The sequence below is a fragment of the Burkholderia sp. BCC1644 genome (genome assembly GCF_902833225.1).
In the GTDB taxonomy this organism is placed as follows: Bacteria; Pseudomonadota; Gammaproteobacteria; order Burkholderiales; family Burkholderiaceae; genus Burkholderia.
Genome location: NZ_CADFEI010000008.1, coordinates 351,162 through 367,742 on the forward strand (window position 1 = coordinate 351,162; position 16,581 = coordinate 367,742).

Annotated in this window: 12 protein-coding genes; 4 read left to right on the plus strand and 8 right to left on the minus strand. The window is 67.8% G+C overall.

From position 1 onward, the window contains the following. Positions 1-88: 88 nt before the first annotated feature. Entirely contained in the window at positions 89-2,320 is a 2,232-nt protein-coding gene (locus HWX87_RS18765; protein ID WP_176048509.1) for a transglycosylase domain-containing protein, read from the plus strand. Positions 2,321-2,354: 34 nt separating this feature from the next. On the opposite strand, the gene HWX87_RS18770 is transcribed toward HWX87_RS18765, so the two are convergent. Beyond that, complete coding sequence (locus tag HWX87_RS18770; protein ID WP_244137702.1) at positions 2,355-2,519, minus strand: hypothetical protein; 165 nt, start codon at positions 2,517-2,519, stop codon at positions 2,355-2,357. A gap of 193 nt (positions 2,520-2,712) precedes the next feature. Continuing rightward, positions 2,713-3,975, minus strand: a complete 1,263-nt coding sequence (locus HWX87_RS38050; protein WP_244137703.1) for a hypothetical protein — start codon at positions 3,973-3,975, stop codon at positions 2,713-2,715. Between the two features lie 256 nt (positions 3,976-4,231). Here HWX87_RS38050 and HWX87_RS18780 point away from each other — a divergent pair, with 256 nt between their 5' ends. Further along, the gene (locus HWX87_RS18780; protein ID WP_176048510.1) at positions 4,232-4,684 is read left to right on the plus strand and encodes a nuclear transport factor 2 family protein; all 453 of its coding nucleotides are present in this window, start codon (positions 4,232-4,234) and stop codon (positions 4,682-4,684) included. A gap of 30 nt (positions 4,685-4,714) precedes the next feature. Here the strand turns inward: HWX87_RS18780 and add are convergent, their stop codons facing one another. Then, a complete protein-coding gene (add, locus tag HWX87_RS18785; protein ID WP_176048511.1) occupies positions 4,715-5,815 on the minus strand; it encodes an adenosine deaminase in 1,101 nt (366 codons plus the stop codon). 46 nt (positions 5,816-5,861) lie between these two features. After that, a complete protein-coding gene (locus HWX87_RS18790) occupies positions 5,862-7,211 on the minus strand; it encodes an NCS2 family permease (protein WP_176048512.1) in 1,350 nt (449 codons plus the stop codon). Positions 7,212-7,304: 93 nt separating this feature from the next. Here HWX87_RS18790 and HWX87_RS18795 point away from each other — a divergent pair, with 93 nt between their 5' ends. Then, entirely contained in the window at positions 7,305-8,216 is a 912-nt protein-coding gene (locus tag HWX87_RS18795; RefSeq protein ID WP_176048513.1) for a LysR family transcriptional regulator, read from the plus strand. A gap of 40 nt (positions 8,217-8,256) precedes the next feature. Here HWX87_RS18795 and HWX87_RS18800 read toward each other — a convergent pair whose 3' ends face one another. The 4 genes from HWX87_RS18800 to HWX87_RS18815 form a co-directional block, all read right to left on the minus strand. Beyond that, on the minus strand, positions 8,257-9,309 hold the full coding sequence (locus tag HWX87_RS18800; protein WP_176048514.1) for a nucleoside hydrolase: 1,053 nt from the start codon (positions 9,307-9,309) through the stop codon (positions 8,257-8,259). Between the two features lie 10 nt (positions 9,310-9,319). Next, positions 9,320-10,432 (minus strand): porin, encoded by a 1,113-nt coding sequence (locus tag HWX87_RS18805; protein WP_176048515.1) that lies wholly within the window; start codon positions 10,430-10,432, stop codon positions 9,320-9,322. A gap of 161 nt (positions 10,433-10,593) precedes the next feature. Continuing rightward, entirely contained in the window at positions 10,594-11,880 is a 1,287-nt protein-coding gene (locus tag HWX87_RS18810) for a hypothetical protein (protein WP_176048516.1), read from the minus strand. 387 nt (positions 11,881-12,267) lie between these two features. After that, positions 12,268-13,686, minus strand: coding sequence for an MFS transporter (locus HWX87_RS18815; protein ID WP_176048517.1), 1,419 nt, complete (start codon positions 13,684-13,686; stop codon positions 12,268-12,270). Positions 13,687-14,114: 428 nt separating this feature from the next. Here HWX87_RS18815 and HWX87_RS18820 point away from each other — a divergent pair, with 428 nt between their 5' ends. Continuing rightward, positions 14,115-16,559 (plus strand): DUF3772 domain-containing protein, encoded by a 2,445-nt coding sequence (locus HWX87_RS18820; protein WP_176048518.1) that lies wholly within the window; start codon positions 14,115-14,117, stop codon positions 16,557-16,559. The last annotated feature ends 22 nt before the right edge of the window (positions 16,560-16,581 follow it).

Consider the following 16,581-nt stretch of genomic DNA (forward strand, 5'->3'; position numbering starts at 1 on the left):
AATCCTGCAAGCAAACGGCCGTTTTAGCCGGCGCCGCACCTGTGTCGTTTGCTAGGATCGCGCCTCTTCCATCCGCGCTCCTGCCGCCTTGAACCGCTTCGTGCCGTTTCTCCGAGACGCGTGGCTCCGTTGCCGCGCCCGCGTCGCACCGTTCGCCGCCGCCTGTGGCGCGCGCATCCGCGCGCTGTGCGCCGGCGTGCTGCACCGCCTGCGTCATCCGACGCGCCGCGGCGTCGCGCTGACGCTCGCCGCGATTCCGGCGCTGGGCCTGCTGGTGCTGATCGCGTTCGTCCCGTTCACGCCGAGCATCGGCGACATCCGCAAGGCGCGCATCGACCGCCCCGCGCGCGTGCTGTCCGCCGACGGCCAGCTGATCGCCGAGTTCCGGCCCGTCAATCGCGAATGGGTGCCGCTCAAGCAGATCTCGCCGCACATGGTCGACGCGCTGATCGCGACCGAGGACCACCGCTTCTACTCGCATCACGGCATCGACTGGCGCCGCACGCTCGCGGCCGGGCTGCACACGTTCTCGGGCAACCGCCAGGGCGGCTCGACGATCACGCAGCAGCTCGCACGCAACCTGTATCCGGACGAAGTCGGCCGTTCGCTGACGCTCACGCGCAAGGTGAAGGAGCTGATCACCGCCTTCAAGATCGAGTCGGTGTACAGCAAGAACGAGATTCTCGAGACCTACCTGAACACCGTCCCGTTCCTGTACAACGCGTACGGCGTCGAAATGGCCGCGCGTACCTACTTCGGCAAGTCGGCCGACCAGCTCGACATCGTCGAAAGCGCGACGCTCGTCGGGATGCTGAAGGGCAACAGCTACTACAACCCGGTGCTGAATCCGGAACGCGCGGTACAACGACGCAACATCGTGCTCGACCGGATGGCGCAGATGGGCATGCTGTCGCCGCGGCAGCTCGCGCAATTGCAGCGCCGGCCGCTGCGCGTCGACTTCGAGCCGCAGACCGCGCAGCCGGGCCCGGCGCCGCACTTCGCGGTGCAGTTGCGCAAGTGGCTGATCGCCTGGGCCGACCGCAACAACTACGACCTCTACTCGGACGGCCTCGTCGTGCGCACGACGCTCGACTCGCAACTGCAGGACATGGCGACCCAAGCGCTGACGCAGCAAACCGATCGCCTGCAGGCGGTCGCCGACAGCGCGTGGCGCGGCCCGTCCGGCTGCGGGCTGCGCAACGACCTGTTCCGCGGCTTCATCCGCCAGACACCCGAATATCGCCAGGCCCGCGACACGGGGCTCGCCGATGTGCCGGCGCTGAAGCAGCTCGGTGCAAACCGCGCGTTCATGCGCGCGCTGTGCGAGCGCAAGACGCAGGTGCAGGCCGGCTTCGTCGCGATCGATCCGCGCAACGGCGCGATTCGCGCGTGGGTCGGCAGCCCCGACTTCGGCAGCGAGCCGTTCGATCACGTCGCGCAGGCGCGGCGTCAGCCGGGTTCGACGTTCAAGCCGTTCGTCTATGGCGCCGCGTTCGCGGACGGCATGCAGCCGGGCGATACGTTCGTCGATCGCCCCGTCGCGATCCCGATCGGCACGCACGCCGTGTGGCGCCCGACCGATGCCGAGCCGCCGACCGATGCGCCGATGACGCTGCGCGACGCGCTCGCGCTGTCGCGCAACCGCATCACCGCGCAGGTGATGCAGCGCGAAGGCGCGGCCAGGGTCGCGCAGCTCGCGCGCGCGATGGGCGTGCGCGAAAGCCCGCTCGAGGCGGTACCGTCGCTCGCGCTCGGCACGAGCCCCGTCACGCTGAAGGAAATGGTGTCCGCATACGGGACGATCGCGAATCGTGGCGTGTACGTCGCGCCGCAGATGATCACGCGCATCGAGGATCGCGACGGCAAGGTGCTCGCCGCATTCAACAGCGCCCCGCCCGAACGCGCGTTGCCGGTGGCCGCCGCACAGACGCTGGTCGACGTGATGCGCGGCGTCGTCGATTACGGGACCGGCGCGGACATCCGCTGGCGCTACGGGATCCGCACCGACGTCGCGGGCAAGACCGGCACGACGCAGGACAACACGGACGGCTGGTTCATCCTGATGCATCCGCAACTGGTGGCGGGCGCGTGGGTCGGCTTCGACGACGGCAGCGTGACGCTGCGCAGCGACTACTGGGGTGCGGGCGCGCACAGCGCGTTGCCGATCGTCGGGTCGTTCTACGATGCGGCGCTGCGTACGCGCGCGATCGATCCGCGTGCGCAGTTCTCGCCCGACTTCCGTCCGCGCAGCGCACCGGCGCCGGCGCCGAAGCGGCGTCCGCACCCCGGCCTGTTCGACTGGCTGAGAATGTTCCGCTGAGCGTGCGGCCGGCGGATCACGCCGGCCGCACGTGTCATCGACGCGACGTCGACGCGCGCCCGTCCGCGTACAGCCAGACGGGCACGCCGTCGTCGCGCAATACCGCAACCGGTTCGCCGCTGCTCCAGTTCCGCGCGATCGCGACGTGGCGCACGAACCACGGTATCAGCGGCATGCGCGCGGCATTGCCGTCGAACAACGCATCGTCGCCGATTCGCGTGTAATGCGCGGGGTGCCGCTCAGCGCCACAGCAGCGGAACGTGATTGTCGGATTCCGCGAACTCGATCGTGCCCGCGGCGCCACCGTCACCGGCCTGGAGACAGCGCCAGGATCGATTGCCCATCGGCAGGGTCGCCCTCGTGGTCGTTGTATGGCGTCGGCCCGGTCGCCTTCAGCGTGCCGCGGATGCCTTCAGCAGCCGCAGGATCTCAGGCGTGTCGGCGGCATCCGCCAGCACTTTCGCGGACGGCTTCACGCCGGCGTCGAGCAGGCGCTGCACGCCGTCGACGCGGCGCGCGGTCACCTCGCCGTCGAGCAACGCGTCGTCATGCAGCACGTCCGGGTTCGCGTCCTTCGCGAGCAGCGTGAAGACCGACACCGGCACGGGTGGATTCAATGCCTCCCGCAACGCGACGTCGGCGACGCGGTACGGGTTGTTGTCGTTGATTTGCCAGCGCAGCACGCCGCGCGCCTGCAACTTGCCGAGCGCGGCGAGCGCATCCGGTTCCGGCAGCTTCATGATTTCCGCGACGAGGTCGCTTGCCTGCTCCTCGCGGCCGTCACGCAACGTGTCGGGCGGCGGCAGGTTCGGCACCAGCAGATCCAGCACGAGCGCCTGCCTGCGTGCCCGGTCCGGTGACGCCTTGGCACCGTCGTCCGAATGGTTGTGGCGCAGCAACTGGCCGGCCACGCGCCAGCGATCGTCGCTGCCATGCTCGTCGCGCGGCACCTGGTGTGCGTGCAGCATCACGTCAAGCCAGCGCCACATCGCATCGACCGTCTTCGCGTCGCTCGACGACAGCCCGTCGCCGACGATTTCGTCGAGCGTCTGCCCGCACACGAACGCGCGCTGCTGCACCGCGTCGAGACCGCCGAAGTAGGTGCGCACGCGGTCCGACAGTCCGTCGAAGTCGGCCTGGCTCATGTCGGGCGCATGGTAGCCGGGGCACGGCCCCGTGCCGGCGACCTCGCGACCCCGCACCGCCTTCACCGCGGCCGGAGGCGAATCGCCGCTGCGCGCGACCGGATACAGCTCGATGCCGTCGACCTGGAAGCCCTGCATCATGCGCAGCAGGACGCCCGTGGTCGAATGTTTCGTCGTGAAGTTGCTGCCCGTGATCGACGTGACCTGATACGGCGCGCCGATCGGCATCTTGATCAGTTCCCCGCCCGGCACGTCGAGGATGCACGCGTCGGCAGGCGGCTTCACCGGGCCGTCCATATCGAGTTCCGCGACGTGCGTCGGGGCGGTTTCGACGCTCCACCGGCCCGCGTCGCGCATGCGCAGCACGATGTCGCCCCCCACTTTCTCGACGCGCATGGTCGCGGGCTTGCCGGCCGCCGGCGCGTAATCGCCGAGCAGGGCATCGCAGGCTGTGCCGGCCCGCGCGGGCAGCGACGCGAGCAACAGCAGACAGAACAAGGGGGTACGCATGGCTTAAGCCTCTCTCTTCGAATTGTTTTGGGAATGTCCGGCGCGACAGCGCACGGTGGCCGCGACACGACCGATCGCGACCGACCGCCAATATAGCGAACGCGAACGACGTGTGCCAGCCGGCGCGCGCGCCTACCGGTGACGGGCGGGGAAATGGAAAGGTGCGGAGAGGCGCCGGATTAGTCCACCCGGACGAAGCGAAGCTGCGGCGTGCCGCGCACCATCGGCGTCATCGCTCAACGACGAGGGTGCCCGCATGACCCACAGCGCAGTCGCAATCGCGAACCTGCTGTACCGCTACGCGGAATTGCTCGATGGCGGCGACCTGCCGGGCGTCGCCGAGCTGTTCCGGCACGCCCGCATCAAGACGAAGGAAGGTGCGCCGACGATCGGCGCGGATGAATTGCTCGCGCTGTTCAGCGCGAGCGTGAAGCGCTACCCGTGCGGCACACCGCGCACGAAGCATGTCGTCACGAATCCGATCATCGAGATCGACGAAACCGCGCATCGCGCGACGGTGCGCTCGTACTACACGGTGCTGCAGGCCGTCGCGGGATTCCCGCTTCAACCGGTCGCGGCAGGCCGCTATCACGACGCATTCGAGCGCGTCGACGGCGTGTGGCGTTTTTCGTTTCGCGACTACACATTATTCGATTTCGCGGGCGACCTGCGCTACCACTTGAACCCGAACGAACCGCCGGCCGGCTGAAGCACCGGCCGGCGGCCAACCCGCTCGCGCTCAGCCCGCCGCGAGCGTGGCGGCCAGCGCATCGAACTCCGGCGCCCATGCCGCGCGCCACGCGGCCTTCGTTGCGTCATCCACCCACGCGCTGTCGATCCCGTTCAGCATGAACTGCTTCAGGTCGGCCACGGTGAAGCCGAAATGGCTGAACATCAGCTCCCACGCTTCGCTCGGATTGACCTTGTGCAGCGTCGGATCGTCGGTGTTCGGATGGATCTTCAGCCCGAGGCCCGGCATCTTGCGCATCGGGTGCAGTTCCGCCCATTGCTCCGGCGGCAGCGTACGCAGGTAGTACGAATTCGTCGGCACGACGGTGAAGACGATCCCGCGCTCCGCATAGCGTGCGCACAGCTCGGGGTTGTCGACGATCGTATAGCCGTGATCGACGCGATCGACCTGCAGCAGGTCGACGGCCGTCTCGACGTTGCGCCACGGCATCCCGAACTCGCCTGCGTGTGCGGTCGTGCGGAAGCCCGCCGCGCGCGCATTGCGGTACGCCTTCCAGAACAGTTCCGGCGGCCGGTCGTTCTCGCGATAGTCGATGCCGAGGCCCGCGACTTCGTCCGCTCGATTCGCTTTCATCCATTCGACGATCGCAACCGCTTCGTCGGGATCCTGCTCGCGGTCGATGCTCGGGATCAGGCGCGCGCCGATTCCGAAATCGCGCGCGGCATCGCGGATCGCGGTCACGATCGCGGCCTGCGCATCCGCATACGCGATGCCCGATACATGAACCGTTCCGGTCGGATTCCAGAAGAATTCTGCATGCCGAACGTTGTGCGCGGCCGCATCTTCCAGATACTCGTAAGCGATTCGCCGAAGGTCGTCGGGCTGCGTGAGCAGATACTTGTCGAGCGCGCGCAGCACGTGCAACACGCCGACCGGCTTCTCGCCGCGCGCGTAGAACGCGTCGATCTCCGCGCGCTCGATCGGCGCGCCGCTGCGCTCCGCGAGTGCGATAAACGTGTCATGCCGCACCGCGCCGAGCAGGTGGCAATGCAGCTCGACCTTCGGCAGCGCGTGGAAGAAGGCCCGATGGGCCGGCGTGATCTCGATGCCCGTGCGCGCGGCCGGGACGTTGCCTGGTGTTCCCTTCATTTCAGTCTCTTTTGCGGTAGTGCCATTGCGTCGCGAAAGCCGTCTCTCAGTGCGGCTTCACGACGGTCCAGAAGTAATAGCCGAGCGGAAGCGCGAGCACGACGAGCCCCCACGACACGTCGCGCCAGCGGCCGGCCAGCAGCTTGACGAGCACGTAGCACAGCAGCCCGCCCGCGATGCCGGTACCGAAGCTGTTCGACATCAGCGTGAGCAGCACCATCGACATCACGGGCAGCGCATCGGTGAAGTCGTCGAAATGCGTGTGGCGGATCGTCGCGAACATCGACAGCCCGATCAGGATCAGCGCCGGTGCCGTCGCCTCCTTCGGGATCGCGAGCGCGACCGGCACGAACAGCAGCATCGCGGCGAACAGCACGGCCGCGGCCAGCGACGACAGCCCGCTGCGGCCGCCGGCCTCGACGCCTGCCGCCGATTCGATCAGCGCGGTCAGCGCGGGAATGCCGAACACGGGACCGATCGTCGCGGCGAGCGAGTCGACGAGGAACGGCCGGTTGATGTTCGGCAGGTTGCCCTGTTCGTCGAGCAGGTTCGCTTTCGCGCCGACCGCGAGCGCGGTGCCGAGCGTCGAGAAGAATTCCGCCGCGAAGAACGCGAACAGGTACGGCGCGGCCGCGAGGCTCAGCGCGCTGCCGATGTCGAGCTTGAACGCGATCGGCGCGATGCTGTGCGGCAGCGACACGAACGACGCGGGCAAATGCGTGACCCCGAGCGGCACGCCGGCCGCTGCCGCGACGAGGATCGCGATCAGGATCGCGCCGGGCACCTTGCGCGCCTGCAGCAGGATCGCGACTGCGAGGCCGATCAGCGCGACGAGCGCGCCCGGCCGCGAGAAATCGCCGAGCGCGAACGCGTTGGTCTTCGCGTTCGCGACGACCATCCCCGCATTGCGCAGCCCGAGCATCGTGACGAACAGGCCGATCGACGCGCCGAGTCCGAGCTTGATCTGCACCGGAATCAGCTTCATCACGACGCCGCGCGCGCCGAGGATCGTCAGCAGGAAGAACAGGATGCCCGACACGCAGGCGATGCCGAGGCCGGTCTGCCAGCCCACATGCTCCGTCGTCGCGAGCGTCACGCCGATGATCACCGAGCCGCCGATGCCGGGGCCGACGAGGAACGGCAGGTTCGCGTAGAGCCCCATCAGCGTCGTGAACAGCACGAACACGATGATCGTCGCCGTCGTCGCCGCCCCGCGCTCCATGCCGCCCGTCGCGAGCAGCGACGGGATCACGACGAGCAGGTACGCGGCCGCGAGGAACGACGTGACGCCCGCGATCGTCTCGGTGCGCACGCTCGTGCCGCGCGCGGCGAGCGCGAAGCGGCGTTCGAGCCAGTTGGCCGGCGCTCGCGCCGGGATCGTGTCAGTCGCTGACATGGTGGTTCTCCTGTGATTCCGAATATTGTCCTGTGTCGGTTCCTGCAGCGCGGTCTTATACTGCCGCGTACCGCATCCCGACCGTTATTGCCGATGTCGTCCGACCGCTCGTCGCTGCTGCCCGCGCTCACGCTGCGGCAGGTCCAGCACTTCGTCGTACTCGCCCACGCACGCAGCTTCACGCAGGCCGCGCAGGCGCTGTCGCTCACGCAGCCCGCGCTCACCGCATCGATCCGCCAGATCGAGTTCCTGCTCGGCGGGCGCCTGTTCGCACGTTCCGCGCACCGGCTCACGCTCACTACCGCGGGCGAAGCCGTGCTGCCGCTCGCCGAGCGCCTGCTCAACCAGGCGCGCGGCACCTTCGACGACATGACGCGGCTCATCGGCGAACGCATCCAGACCGTGCGCATCGCCTTCATCCCGTCGGTCGCGGGCCGCCTGCTGCCCGCGCTCAACGCACTGCGCAGCACGCACCCGACGCTGCGCTTCACGCTCACCGACCTGCCGAACAGCGCGCTCGTCGAAGCCGTGCGCGACAGCGTCGCGGATCTCGGCATCGGCGTACGCGAGCCGGACAGCGACGACGGCACGCTGCGCTACCAGCAGCTGTTCGAGGACGAGATCGTGATCGTCGTGCGGCACGACGACCCGCTCGCCCGCGCGAAGAGCGTCACGTGGGCGAAGCTCGTCGATCGCGAGCTCGCCGTGTTCGTGCGCGGCAGCGTCAGCGAATCGCTGCATCGCACCGGCGGCGCCGAGAAGCTGCGCCTGAACGTCACGTACCGGATGGAATACACCGAGCCGCTCTACGCGCTTGCGCGCAACGGCCTCGCGACCGCCGTGCTGCCGAGCCTCTACACGATGCATCTGCACGATCCCGAACTCGTCGCGCTGCGCGTCGACAAGCCGCGCGTCACGCGCGCGATCTCGCTGATCTCGCTCGCCGCCGACGATCGCGGCCCGCACGTGAGCGCGTGCCGCGAGTGGATTGCGAAGCACATCTGATTGCGTTCCCGTTCGCCGTTCGCCGCGTGACTGCCCGCCCTCAGGGCAGCTTCGCGATCCGCTCGACGAGCATCGCGTAGAAGCGGTCCGCGTCGACCTCGTTGATCCACGTCGCGTTCGCCGCGCGGCCGCTGCGCCCGTTCCAGTCGACGATCGTCTCGCCGAGCGTCCACTGCCCGGTCGTCTCGACCACCACGTTCACCTTGCGCCCGCTGAACAACGTCGGATCGACGAGATAACCGACGGCCGTCGGGTCGTACATCGGCGCGTCTTCGACGCCGCGCCGCTTCTTGTTGTAGGCGAGCTCGGCATCCATGATGTCCGCGACGATCGCGCCGCAGTGGTTGCCGAGCGCGCGCAACGGCGCGACGCGCGCCGGCGTGATCGGCGCCTTCACCGCGACGTCGCGCGGCAGCACGACGATCGGCACGCCGCTGCCGAACACGACTTCGGCGGCCTGCGGATCGACGTAGATGTTGAACTCGGCGGCCGGCGTGATGTTGCCGCGCTCGAAGAACGCACCGCCCATCAGCACGATTTCACGGAGCGCGCCGCGAATCTGCGGCGCCTCGACCAGCGCGGTCGCGATGTTCGTCAGCGGTCCGAGCGCGCACAGCGTCACGCTGCCCGGCGCCGCGCGGCTCAGCGTATCGACGAGGTACGACACTGCGTGGCCCGCGGCGACCGGCGCGCGCGGCTCGTGCAGTTCGACGCCCTCGAGCCCCGTCTTGCCATGCACGTTCGCGGCCGTCACGAGATCGCGCACGAGCGGGCGCGGGCAGCCCGCATAGACCGGCAGCGTCTTCGTACGGCCGGCCCAGTCGCGGATGATGCGCGCATTGCGTTCGGTCAGGTCGAGCGGCACGTTGCCCGCGACGGCCGTCAGCGCGCGCACGTCGAGCCGGTCCTGCGCGCCCAGCGCGAGCAGGATCGCGATGGCGTCGTCCTGCCCTGGGTCGGTATCGATGATCACCGTGCGGCGCGCGGCGTCGCCGCCGGCCGCGAACGCGCCCGCTTCGGGCAGCAGCGCGGTGCCGGCCAGCGCGGCGGACAGTTTCAGGAAGGTGCGGCGGGATGCGATCGGATGGGTCATGGTCGGACGCTCAAAATACGTGCCGGACGCCGAGCGTCGCCATCATCTGGCGCGTGCTGGTCGAGCGTGCGTACGCGAAGATCTGCGCATGGTCCGCGTCGCCGGCCGCCTGCTGCGCGATCACCGTCAGCGCGACGTCGGTGCGTTTCGACAGGAAGTAATCGGCCTGCAGGTTCACCTGGTGCCATTTCGGACGCTTGTCGATCACGTCGTACTTGCCGTTCGTGAACGCATACGCGGCGCCGAGGAAGAGCTGCGGCGTCATCGTGTAGACGACGTTCACGCCGAGGTTCTGCAGGTGCAGGTGCGTATTGTCGAGGTAATCGTAGCGTACGTCGGTGAACATCGCGGCGAACTGCGCGCGGCCGATCGTGTAGAAGCCGCCCGTGCCCGCGATCCGTTGCCGGCTTGCGTACGCGGCCGGCGTCATCGCGCTCTTGCTGAAGATCAGCAGCGGCGACGCATAGTCGTTCGCGATCGCGCCGTCCTGGTTCGTCGCGCTGTACGGATGGTTGTACTGCGCGTAGACCGCGCTCCAGCGCAGCGGGCCGTGCTCGTAGCCGAGCCCGAAGCTGTACGCGCTGTTGTTCGCGAAGCCGGTCGCATTGCTGAAGCCGTACAGCGCGGTAAATTTCAGGCCGTAGTAGACGGGGCTCACGTACTTCACCGAGTTCTGCACGCGGATGTCGTTGTAGCCGTTGTCGTTGTCGCCGATGTTCACGCCGTTGCTCGCAATGATCACGGGCCCGATGTAGTCGTGGATCGCGTCGTACTGGCGGCCGAACGTCAGCGAGCCGTAGGTGTTGTCGGCAAGGCCCACGTAGGCCATGCGCCCGAATTCGCGGCCGTTCTGCGCGGCCGTGCCGGTCATCACGTTGAAGCCGTTCTCGAGCTGGAAGATCGCGGACAGCCCCTGCCCGAGATCCTCCTTGCCCTTCAGGCCCCAGCGCGGGTTCTGGTTCGTGCCGGACAGCGCCTGCCAGGCGTTCTTGCCGCCCTGGTTGGTCGCGAACCCGACGCCGGCCGAGATGAGACCGTACAGCGTGATGCTGCTTTGCGCACAGGCATGGGTCGCGAAGGCGCCGAGCATCGCGAGCGGAGCGAGCTTGTAGAGAGTTTTCATGCGGGTCGTGTGATCGGTGGTGGTCCAGGCGCGGCAGGGTTCCGCGAAACTGGACTCGACTATACGAACCCGGCTCGGATAATAAAAGTTTGCTTTTCTTATGTATCAATAAAACGGATTTATTCTCATCCTCGCATCTCCGGCCCTCGACGGAGCGGCGGTCAGTCCGCCGTGTCGCCGCCCTTCGGCACCTTCGACCACGCCTTGTGCCCCGGCATCGGCGCCCAGGCCGGGCGGGCCTTGCGCGCGCTGTCGATCACGACCAGGTAGCGGCCCGCGACCGGCGTGATGTCGCGGTCGCGCCGCAGCACCCACAATGACTTGCCGGCCTCGACGCGCGCCTGGTAGTCGTCGTCGAGCAGGCCGTGGCGGTCGAAGAACGTGTTCAGCGAGGCGGGAATCCGCACGCAGCCCTTCGAGTGCCGGATGCCGAGCAGCGATTCGAGGCGGTCGGGATCGGTCGCATGCATCTGGAAACGCATCGGCGACACGCCGCCCTTGCCCCAGCCGCGTTCGCCGTCTACCCAGCCGAAGTCGTAGATGCGCATGTCGCGGCGGCCATAGCCGCGGATGCCGTTCTCGTTCGTCGTGCCTTCCGCGCGGAAATCCATGTTGTCGGGCGAGTGATGGAACACGCCGAGCGGCGTCAGGAAATGGTCGTACTTGCCGGGCAGCCCGGTGCCGACCGGCGATGCGCCGATCATCATCCATGCATTGGCCGGCGTTGCGCGGAAGTAGATGAAGAGTGCCTGCACGTTCGGTGCGCGGTCGACCATCGCGACGTACTCGCCGGCGAGGCCGCCGAGATCCGCATCGGCAAGTGCCTTCTGGAGCCGCTCGCCGTAGCCGCGCTGTTCGCTCGCGGGCACGTTCAGGCGGCGGGTGACTTCCTGCGTGAAGCGCTTGCGCATGTCGACCGCACGCGCCGTCGCGTTCTTCGCTTCGTCGGCCGATAGCGGCGGATGCAGGCGTGGCGGAGTCGGTGCAGGCGCTTCGGCCTCGCTGGCGGCGGATGCGGCCGACGCAGGTTCCGCGGCGGACGCAGCCGATGCGCCCGATGCTGTGCTGGCGGGTTCCGCATGATGCGCGTGCGACGCGGCGGACGCGGACTGCGCGGCCGATGCGCCTGACGACGCATGCGCGGCCGAGGCCGGATGCACATGAGAAGCCGCCGACACGGGCGACGCTGCTGATGAGGATGACGTAGCAGTTGGCGACGGCACGTCCGACGCGGCAAAGGCAGGCCGCCCGGCAAGAACCGAAATCGGCAACGCGGCAGCGAGCCACACGTACACGGCAACTGCGCGGGCAAGACGGTGCGGCTTCGCAAATGGCCGCTTCAGGCTGGAAAGCATCATACGTTCGAAGCCATCGGCCGATCCGGCCGCCGCAAGGTACTGTTGCGGGCGGCGCATCTTCCGCGTGAGCCATCGACACATCCGGCGCATCGTGCGCGCCCGGCGCCGACGCCTCTTCGCGGCGGAGCCGTTCGCAGATGCAACGCGTACGGTCCGATGGCGGCTAATGAGTCGTCAGGCCCTTCATTTTACGCGTCAGCGCAGGAATCGGCAGCGGCAAAATTCGTGGTTTTGCGTCGAATTTGCGCTTCGTCACGCCTTGTTTCAACTTGTTGCCGTTTGCGGCTTCGTTGCATGTCAGGCTTGCGGGTTGGACGGTTCGACGCGTGGACACGGGTAGCCCGTGCGTTCGATACGAACCGATGTCCCGTCGTGATTAATTCGTATGCCAAATCATTACGGCGATGTGGCCTTCCCGTCGAAACCACATCGCACGCATGCCGCATGAACGATGCGGCACGCGTGCGCGACTGCCGGCTACTTCGAAATGGTTTCGAGCGCGATGCCCTTCGTGCGCGGGCCCATGAACCCGATCGCGGCCATCACGATCACCATCGCGCCTGCGATGAACGCGAACACGCCGAACGTGCCGAAACCGCGCAGCACGGCCGCGATCACGAACGACGAGAAAATCGCGGAGAAGCGGCTCCACGAATAGACGAAGCCGACGGCCCGTGCGCGGATCGACGTCGGGAACAGCTCGGCCTGATACGCGTGGAAGCTGTACGACATGATGTTGCTCGCGAGCGTGAGGCCGATGCCGAGCACGATCAGGAATGCACCCACCGTCGTCTGGCTGAACAGCAGCCCGCAGACGACGATCGCCGCCGCCATCGCGACGATCACCGACTTGCGCTCGAAGCGGTCGGCGATCACGAGGCCGATCAGCGGGCCGATCGGCGCCGCGAGCGCGATCACGCTCGAGTACATCAGGCTCGACGTGATCGTGATGCCCTGCTTGATCAGCAGCGTCGGCACCCAGTTCGCGAAGCCGTAGAAGCCGACCGTCTGGAACACGTTGAAGATCGTCATCATGATCGTGCGGCTGCGATACGGCGGCACCCACATGTCGCGGAAGCGGCCGCGCGGCGGCACGGGTTCGGCCGGCGCGGGCGTCGGCAGCGGCCGGCCGTACTCGGCTTCGACCTTCGCCTCGAGCGCGCGCATGATGCGGTCGGCTTCATCGACGCGCCCTTGCTGCGCGAGCCAGCGCGGGCTCTCCGGCAGTTCGCGGCGGATCCACCACACGAACAGCGCGCCGTGCGCGCCGATCAGTACGACCCAGCGCCAGCCGTCGAGGCCGAGCGGCGCATGCGGCACGAGCAGGTACGCGAGGAACGCCACTACCGGCACTGCGACGAACCCGACCGCCTGCTCGCACGCGAACGCGCGGCCACGGATCTGCTTCGGCACGAGTTCGGAGATGTACGTACCGATCGTCACCATCTCGACGCCGAGGCCCAGACCGACGACGAAGCGCCAGAAGTTCAGCCCGGCCGCGGTGTCCTGGAACGCCATCACGACGTTGGCGGCCGTGTACCACAGCAGCGACCACGTGAAGATCGCGCGGCGGCCGAAGCGGTCGGCGAGGAAGCCGCACGCGATCGTGCCGATGAAGAGTCCGGAGAACAGCGCGGCGATGAAGCTCGCGACGCCCGTGGTGCCGAACAGGCCATGCGTCGTCGCCGACAGGATGCCGCTTTTCACGAGGCCGGGCGCGACGTAGCCGCTGTAGAGCAGGTCGTAGAGCTCGAAGAAGAAACCGAGGCTCAGCAGGACGACGAGTTTCCAGACGCTGCGGGTCGGCGGCAGGCGGTCGAGGCGGGCCGAGATGGAGCCGGGGTCGATGGAAGGGGATTGGGCAGGTGCCTGCGGAAGGCTGTCCGTTGAGGCCATCTTGGGCGCGTCTCCTGATCGTTTCGTGTTGTGTGTTGTTGTCCGGCGACCGTCGAGCCGCCTTCGGGCGAATCGCTGCATTGTACCGACCCACCCGTCTGGCGCACGGGGCAGGCCGGCCGTCCGGCCGCGTTGCAGGCACCGAAGCGGTTCGGACACCCCATTTTCGCGCCGGATAATGTGTAAATTGCGTAACCGTGTGTCGGGGGCGGATGGCACAGCCCGCGCGGCCGCGCGGGCAGCGCGGGCCCCGCGGTACGGGGCTGCCGTACGGTTCAGCGCAGACGCGCGCCGCTGGATTCGTCGCAAACGCGGAACGCAATCGGGACAACCACGCCTTCCGCACCCCGGTAACATGCTACCGGGCCAACTACCGGCTTCCGGCTGCCTTTCGGCACCCGGCATCGTCGGCTAATCGTAAGCATTCCATGTCCATACAACGACTATCCACGTACGCCCGCCGGATCGCGCTGATCGCGCTGCTGCAGTTCGCGGCGATCGCAACCGCGTCGGCGTTTCCGGCGCCAGCTTCCGCCCCGGGCGCGAGCGGCGTCGGCGCGCCCGTGCCGGCCATCTCGCTGAACGACGCCGTCGCGCAGCTCAAGCAGATGCAGGTCGAGCTCGACCGCATCAAGCAGCAGACCTCGACGTCGACCAACAGCAAGGAACTCGATGCGCTCGACGATTCGGCGCAGGAACTGAGCAGCGACGTCGCGAAACTGCAAAGCGATCTCACACCGCAACGCGCGCAGATCCAGGCGCAACTCGACGTGCTCGGCCCACCGCCTGCCGAGGGCGCCGCGCCGGAAACGGCGGCCGTCGCGAAGCAACGGGCCACGCTCGACGCGCGCAAGACGCAGATCGATGCGGCGTTGAAGCAGGCCGCCGACCAGAAAACCAGCCTCGCGAACCTGACCGAGCAGTTCGCGAAGCTCCATCGCGGCCTGCTGAAGAACCAGCTCGCGTTCCGTTCGGGCAGCATCTTCAGCGCGCAGTTCTGGCTGCCGCTGTTCCACCTGTCGCCGGACGACCGCCAGCGACTCGAGGATTTCAACGACGAACTGCTCGACATGCTGCGTTCGTCGTGGGTGCCCGGGCAGCGTGCGATCACGACGGTGCTGCTGATCGCCGCGTTCGCGGCGTGGCTCGGCGGCCGCCGGCTGATCGAACGCGCTCTCGCATGGATCGCGCTGAACCGGCTGCCGCACACCCGCCTGCGCCGCAGCGCGCTGGCGCTGTCGACTGCGCTGTCGACCTTCCTGGCCACGGCCATTGCGATTCAGATCCTCTATCTCGCCGTCGCGCGCCACTACGAGCTCACGCCGTCGCTGACCGATCTGTGGGACCAGTTCGCGAAGCTCGCCGCGACCTGCGCGCTGATCGCCGGGCTCGGCCGCGCGCTGCTCTGCACCAGGCATCCGTCGTGGCGCCTGCCCGCGCTCGCCGACCCCGTCGCGCTGGCGATGAAGCCGTTCCCTGCCATCCTGGCCGGGCTGCTGCTGGTGTCCGGCACGCTCGAATCGATCAACCGGATCGTCGACACCAGCCTGTCGGTCACGCTGTTCGGACGCGGCATCGTGTCGCTCGTCGTCGCGCTGACGGTCGGCGCGTCGCTGTTGCGCGCAAACCGGGCGCGCAGCGCGCTCGCGGCGGCAGGCGAGGCGCCCGAGCAGCGCTCGACGCTCGCGGGGTTGATCCATGCCGGCGTCACGCTGGCGATCGTCGCATCGCTGATCGCACTCCTGATCGGTTACATCACGGTCGCGCGCTTCATCACGTACGAGCTCGTGTGGTTCGAGATCGTGCTGTGCGCGACCTACATCCTGATCCAGTTGACGCGCGACGCGAGCGAAAGCCTGTTCTCGTCGAACCTGTCGACGGGCCAGCAGATCAAGCACCTGTTCGCGCTCGAAGACCGCCACCTCGACCAGGCGCGCACGGTCCTCTCCGGTTTCGGCACGAGCCTGCTGATGCTGATCGCGGCCATCGCACTGCTGACGGGCGGCTTCGGCACGACGCCGGGCGACCTGCTCGATAGCGCGGTCGCGATGATCGGCAGCCAGCGGCTGCAGAGCCTGAACATCATGCCCGACCGGATCCTGAACGCCGTGATCGGGTTCGCGATCGGCTTCTACCTGTTGCGCTCGCTGCGACGCTGGCTCGACAGCGAGTTCATGCCCGCGCTCGGCATGGATACGGGGATGCGCGTATCGCTGATCACGCTGTTCACCAACGTCGGCTACGTGCTGCTCGTGCTGATGACGCTCGGGCTGCTCGGCGTCCGCTGGAACAACCTCGCGTGGATCGTCAGCGCGTTGTCGGTGGGTATCGGCTTCGGCCTGCAGGAGATCGTGAAGAACTTCGTGTCGGGGCTGATCCTGCTGACCGAGCGTCCCGTGAAGGTCGGCGACATGGTCAGCATCGCGGGCGTCGAAGGCGACATCCGCCGCATCAACGTCCGCGCGACCGAGATCCAGCTCAGCGACCGCTCGACCGTGATCGTGCCGAACTCGCAGCTGATCTCGCAGAACGTGCGCAACGTGACGATGGGCAACAGCACGCAGGGCGTCGCGACGCTGGTGCTGACGTTCCCGCTGAACACCGATCCCGAGCAGGTGCGCGACCTGCTGCTCGACGCGTATCGCGAGCACCAGGCGATCCTCGAGAAGCCGGCGCCGTCGGTGACGTTCAGCCAGCTCACGCCGGACGGGATCACGCTGAGCGTGACCGGTTACGTGTCGAGCCCGCGGATCGCGAGTTCGACGAAGAGCGATCTGCTGTTCGAGATCCTGAAGCAGTTGCGCGCGGCGGGGATCACGCTGTCGAGCCCGCAGATGCTGGTCGTGCAGAACATGCCGGCGGCGGAGAAGTGAACAAAGACGGTCGGTCGCGTGC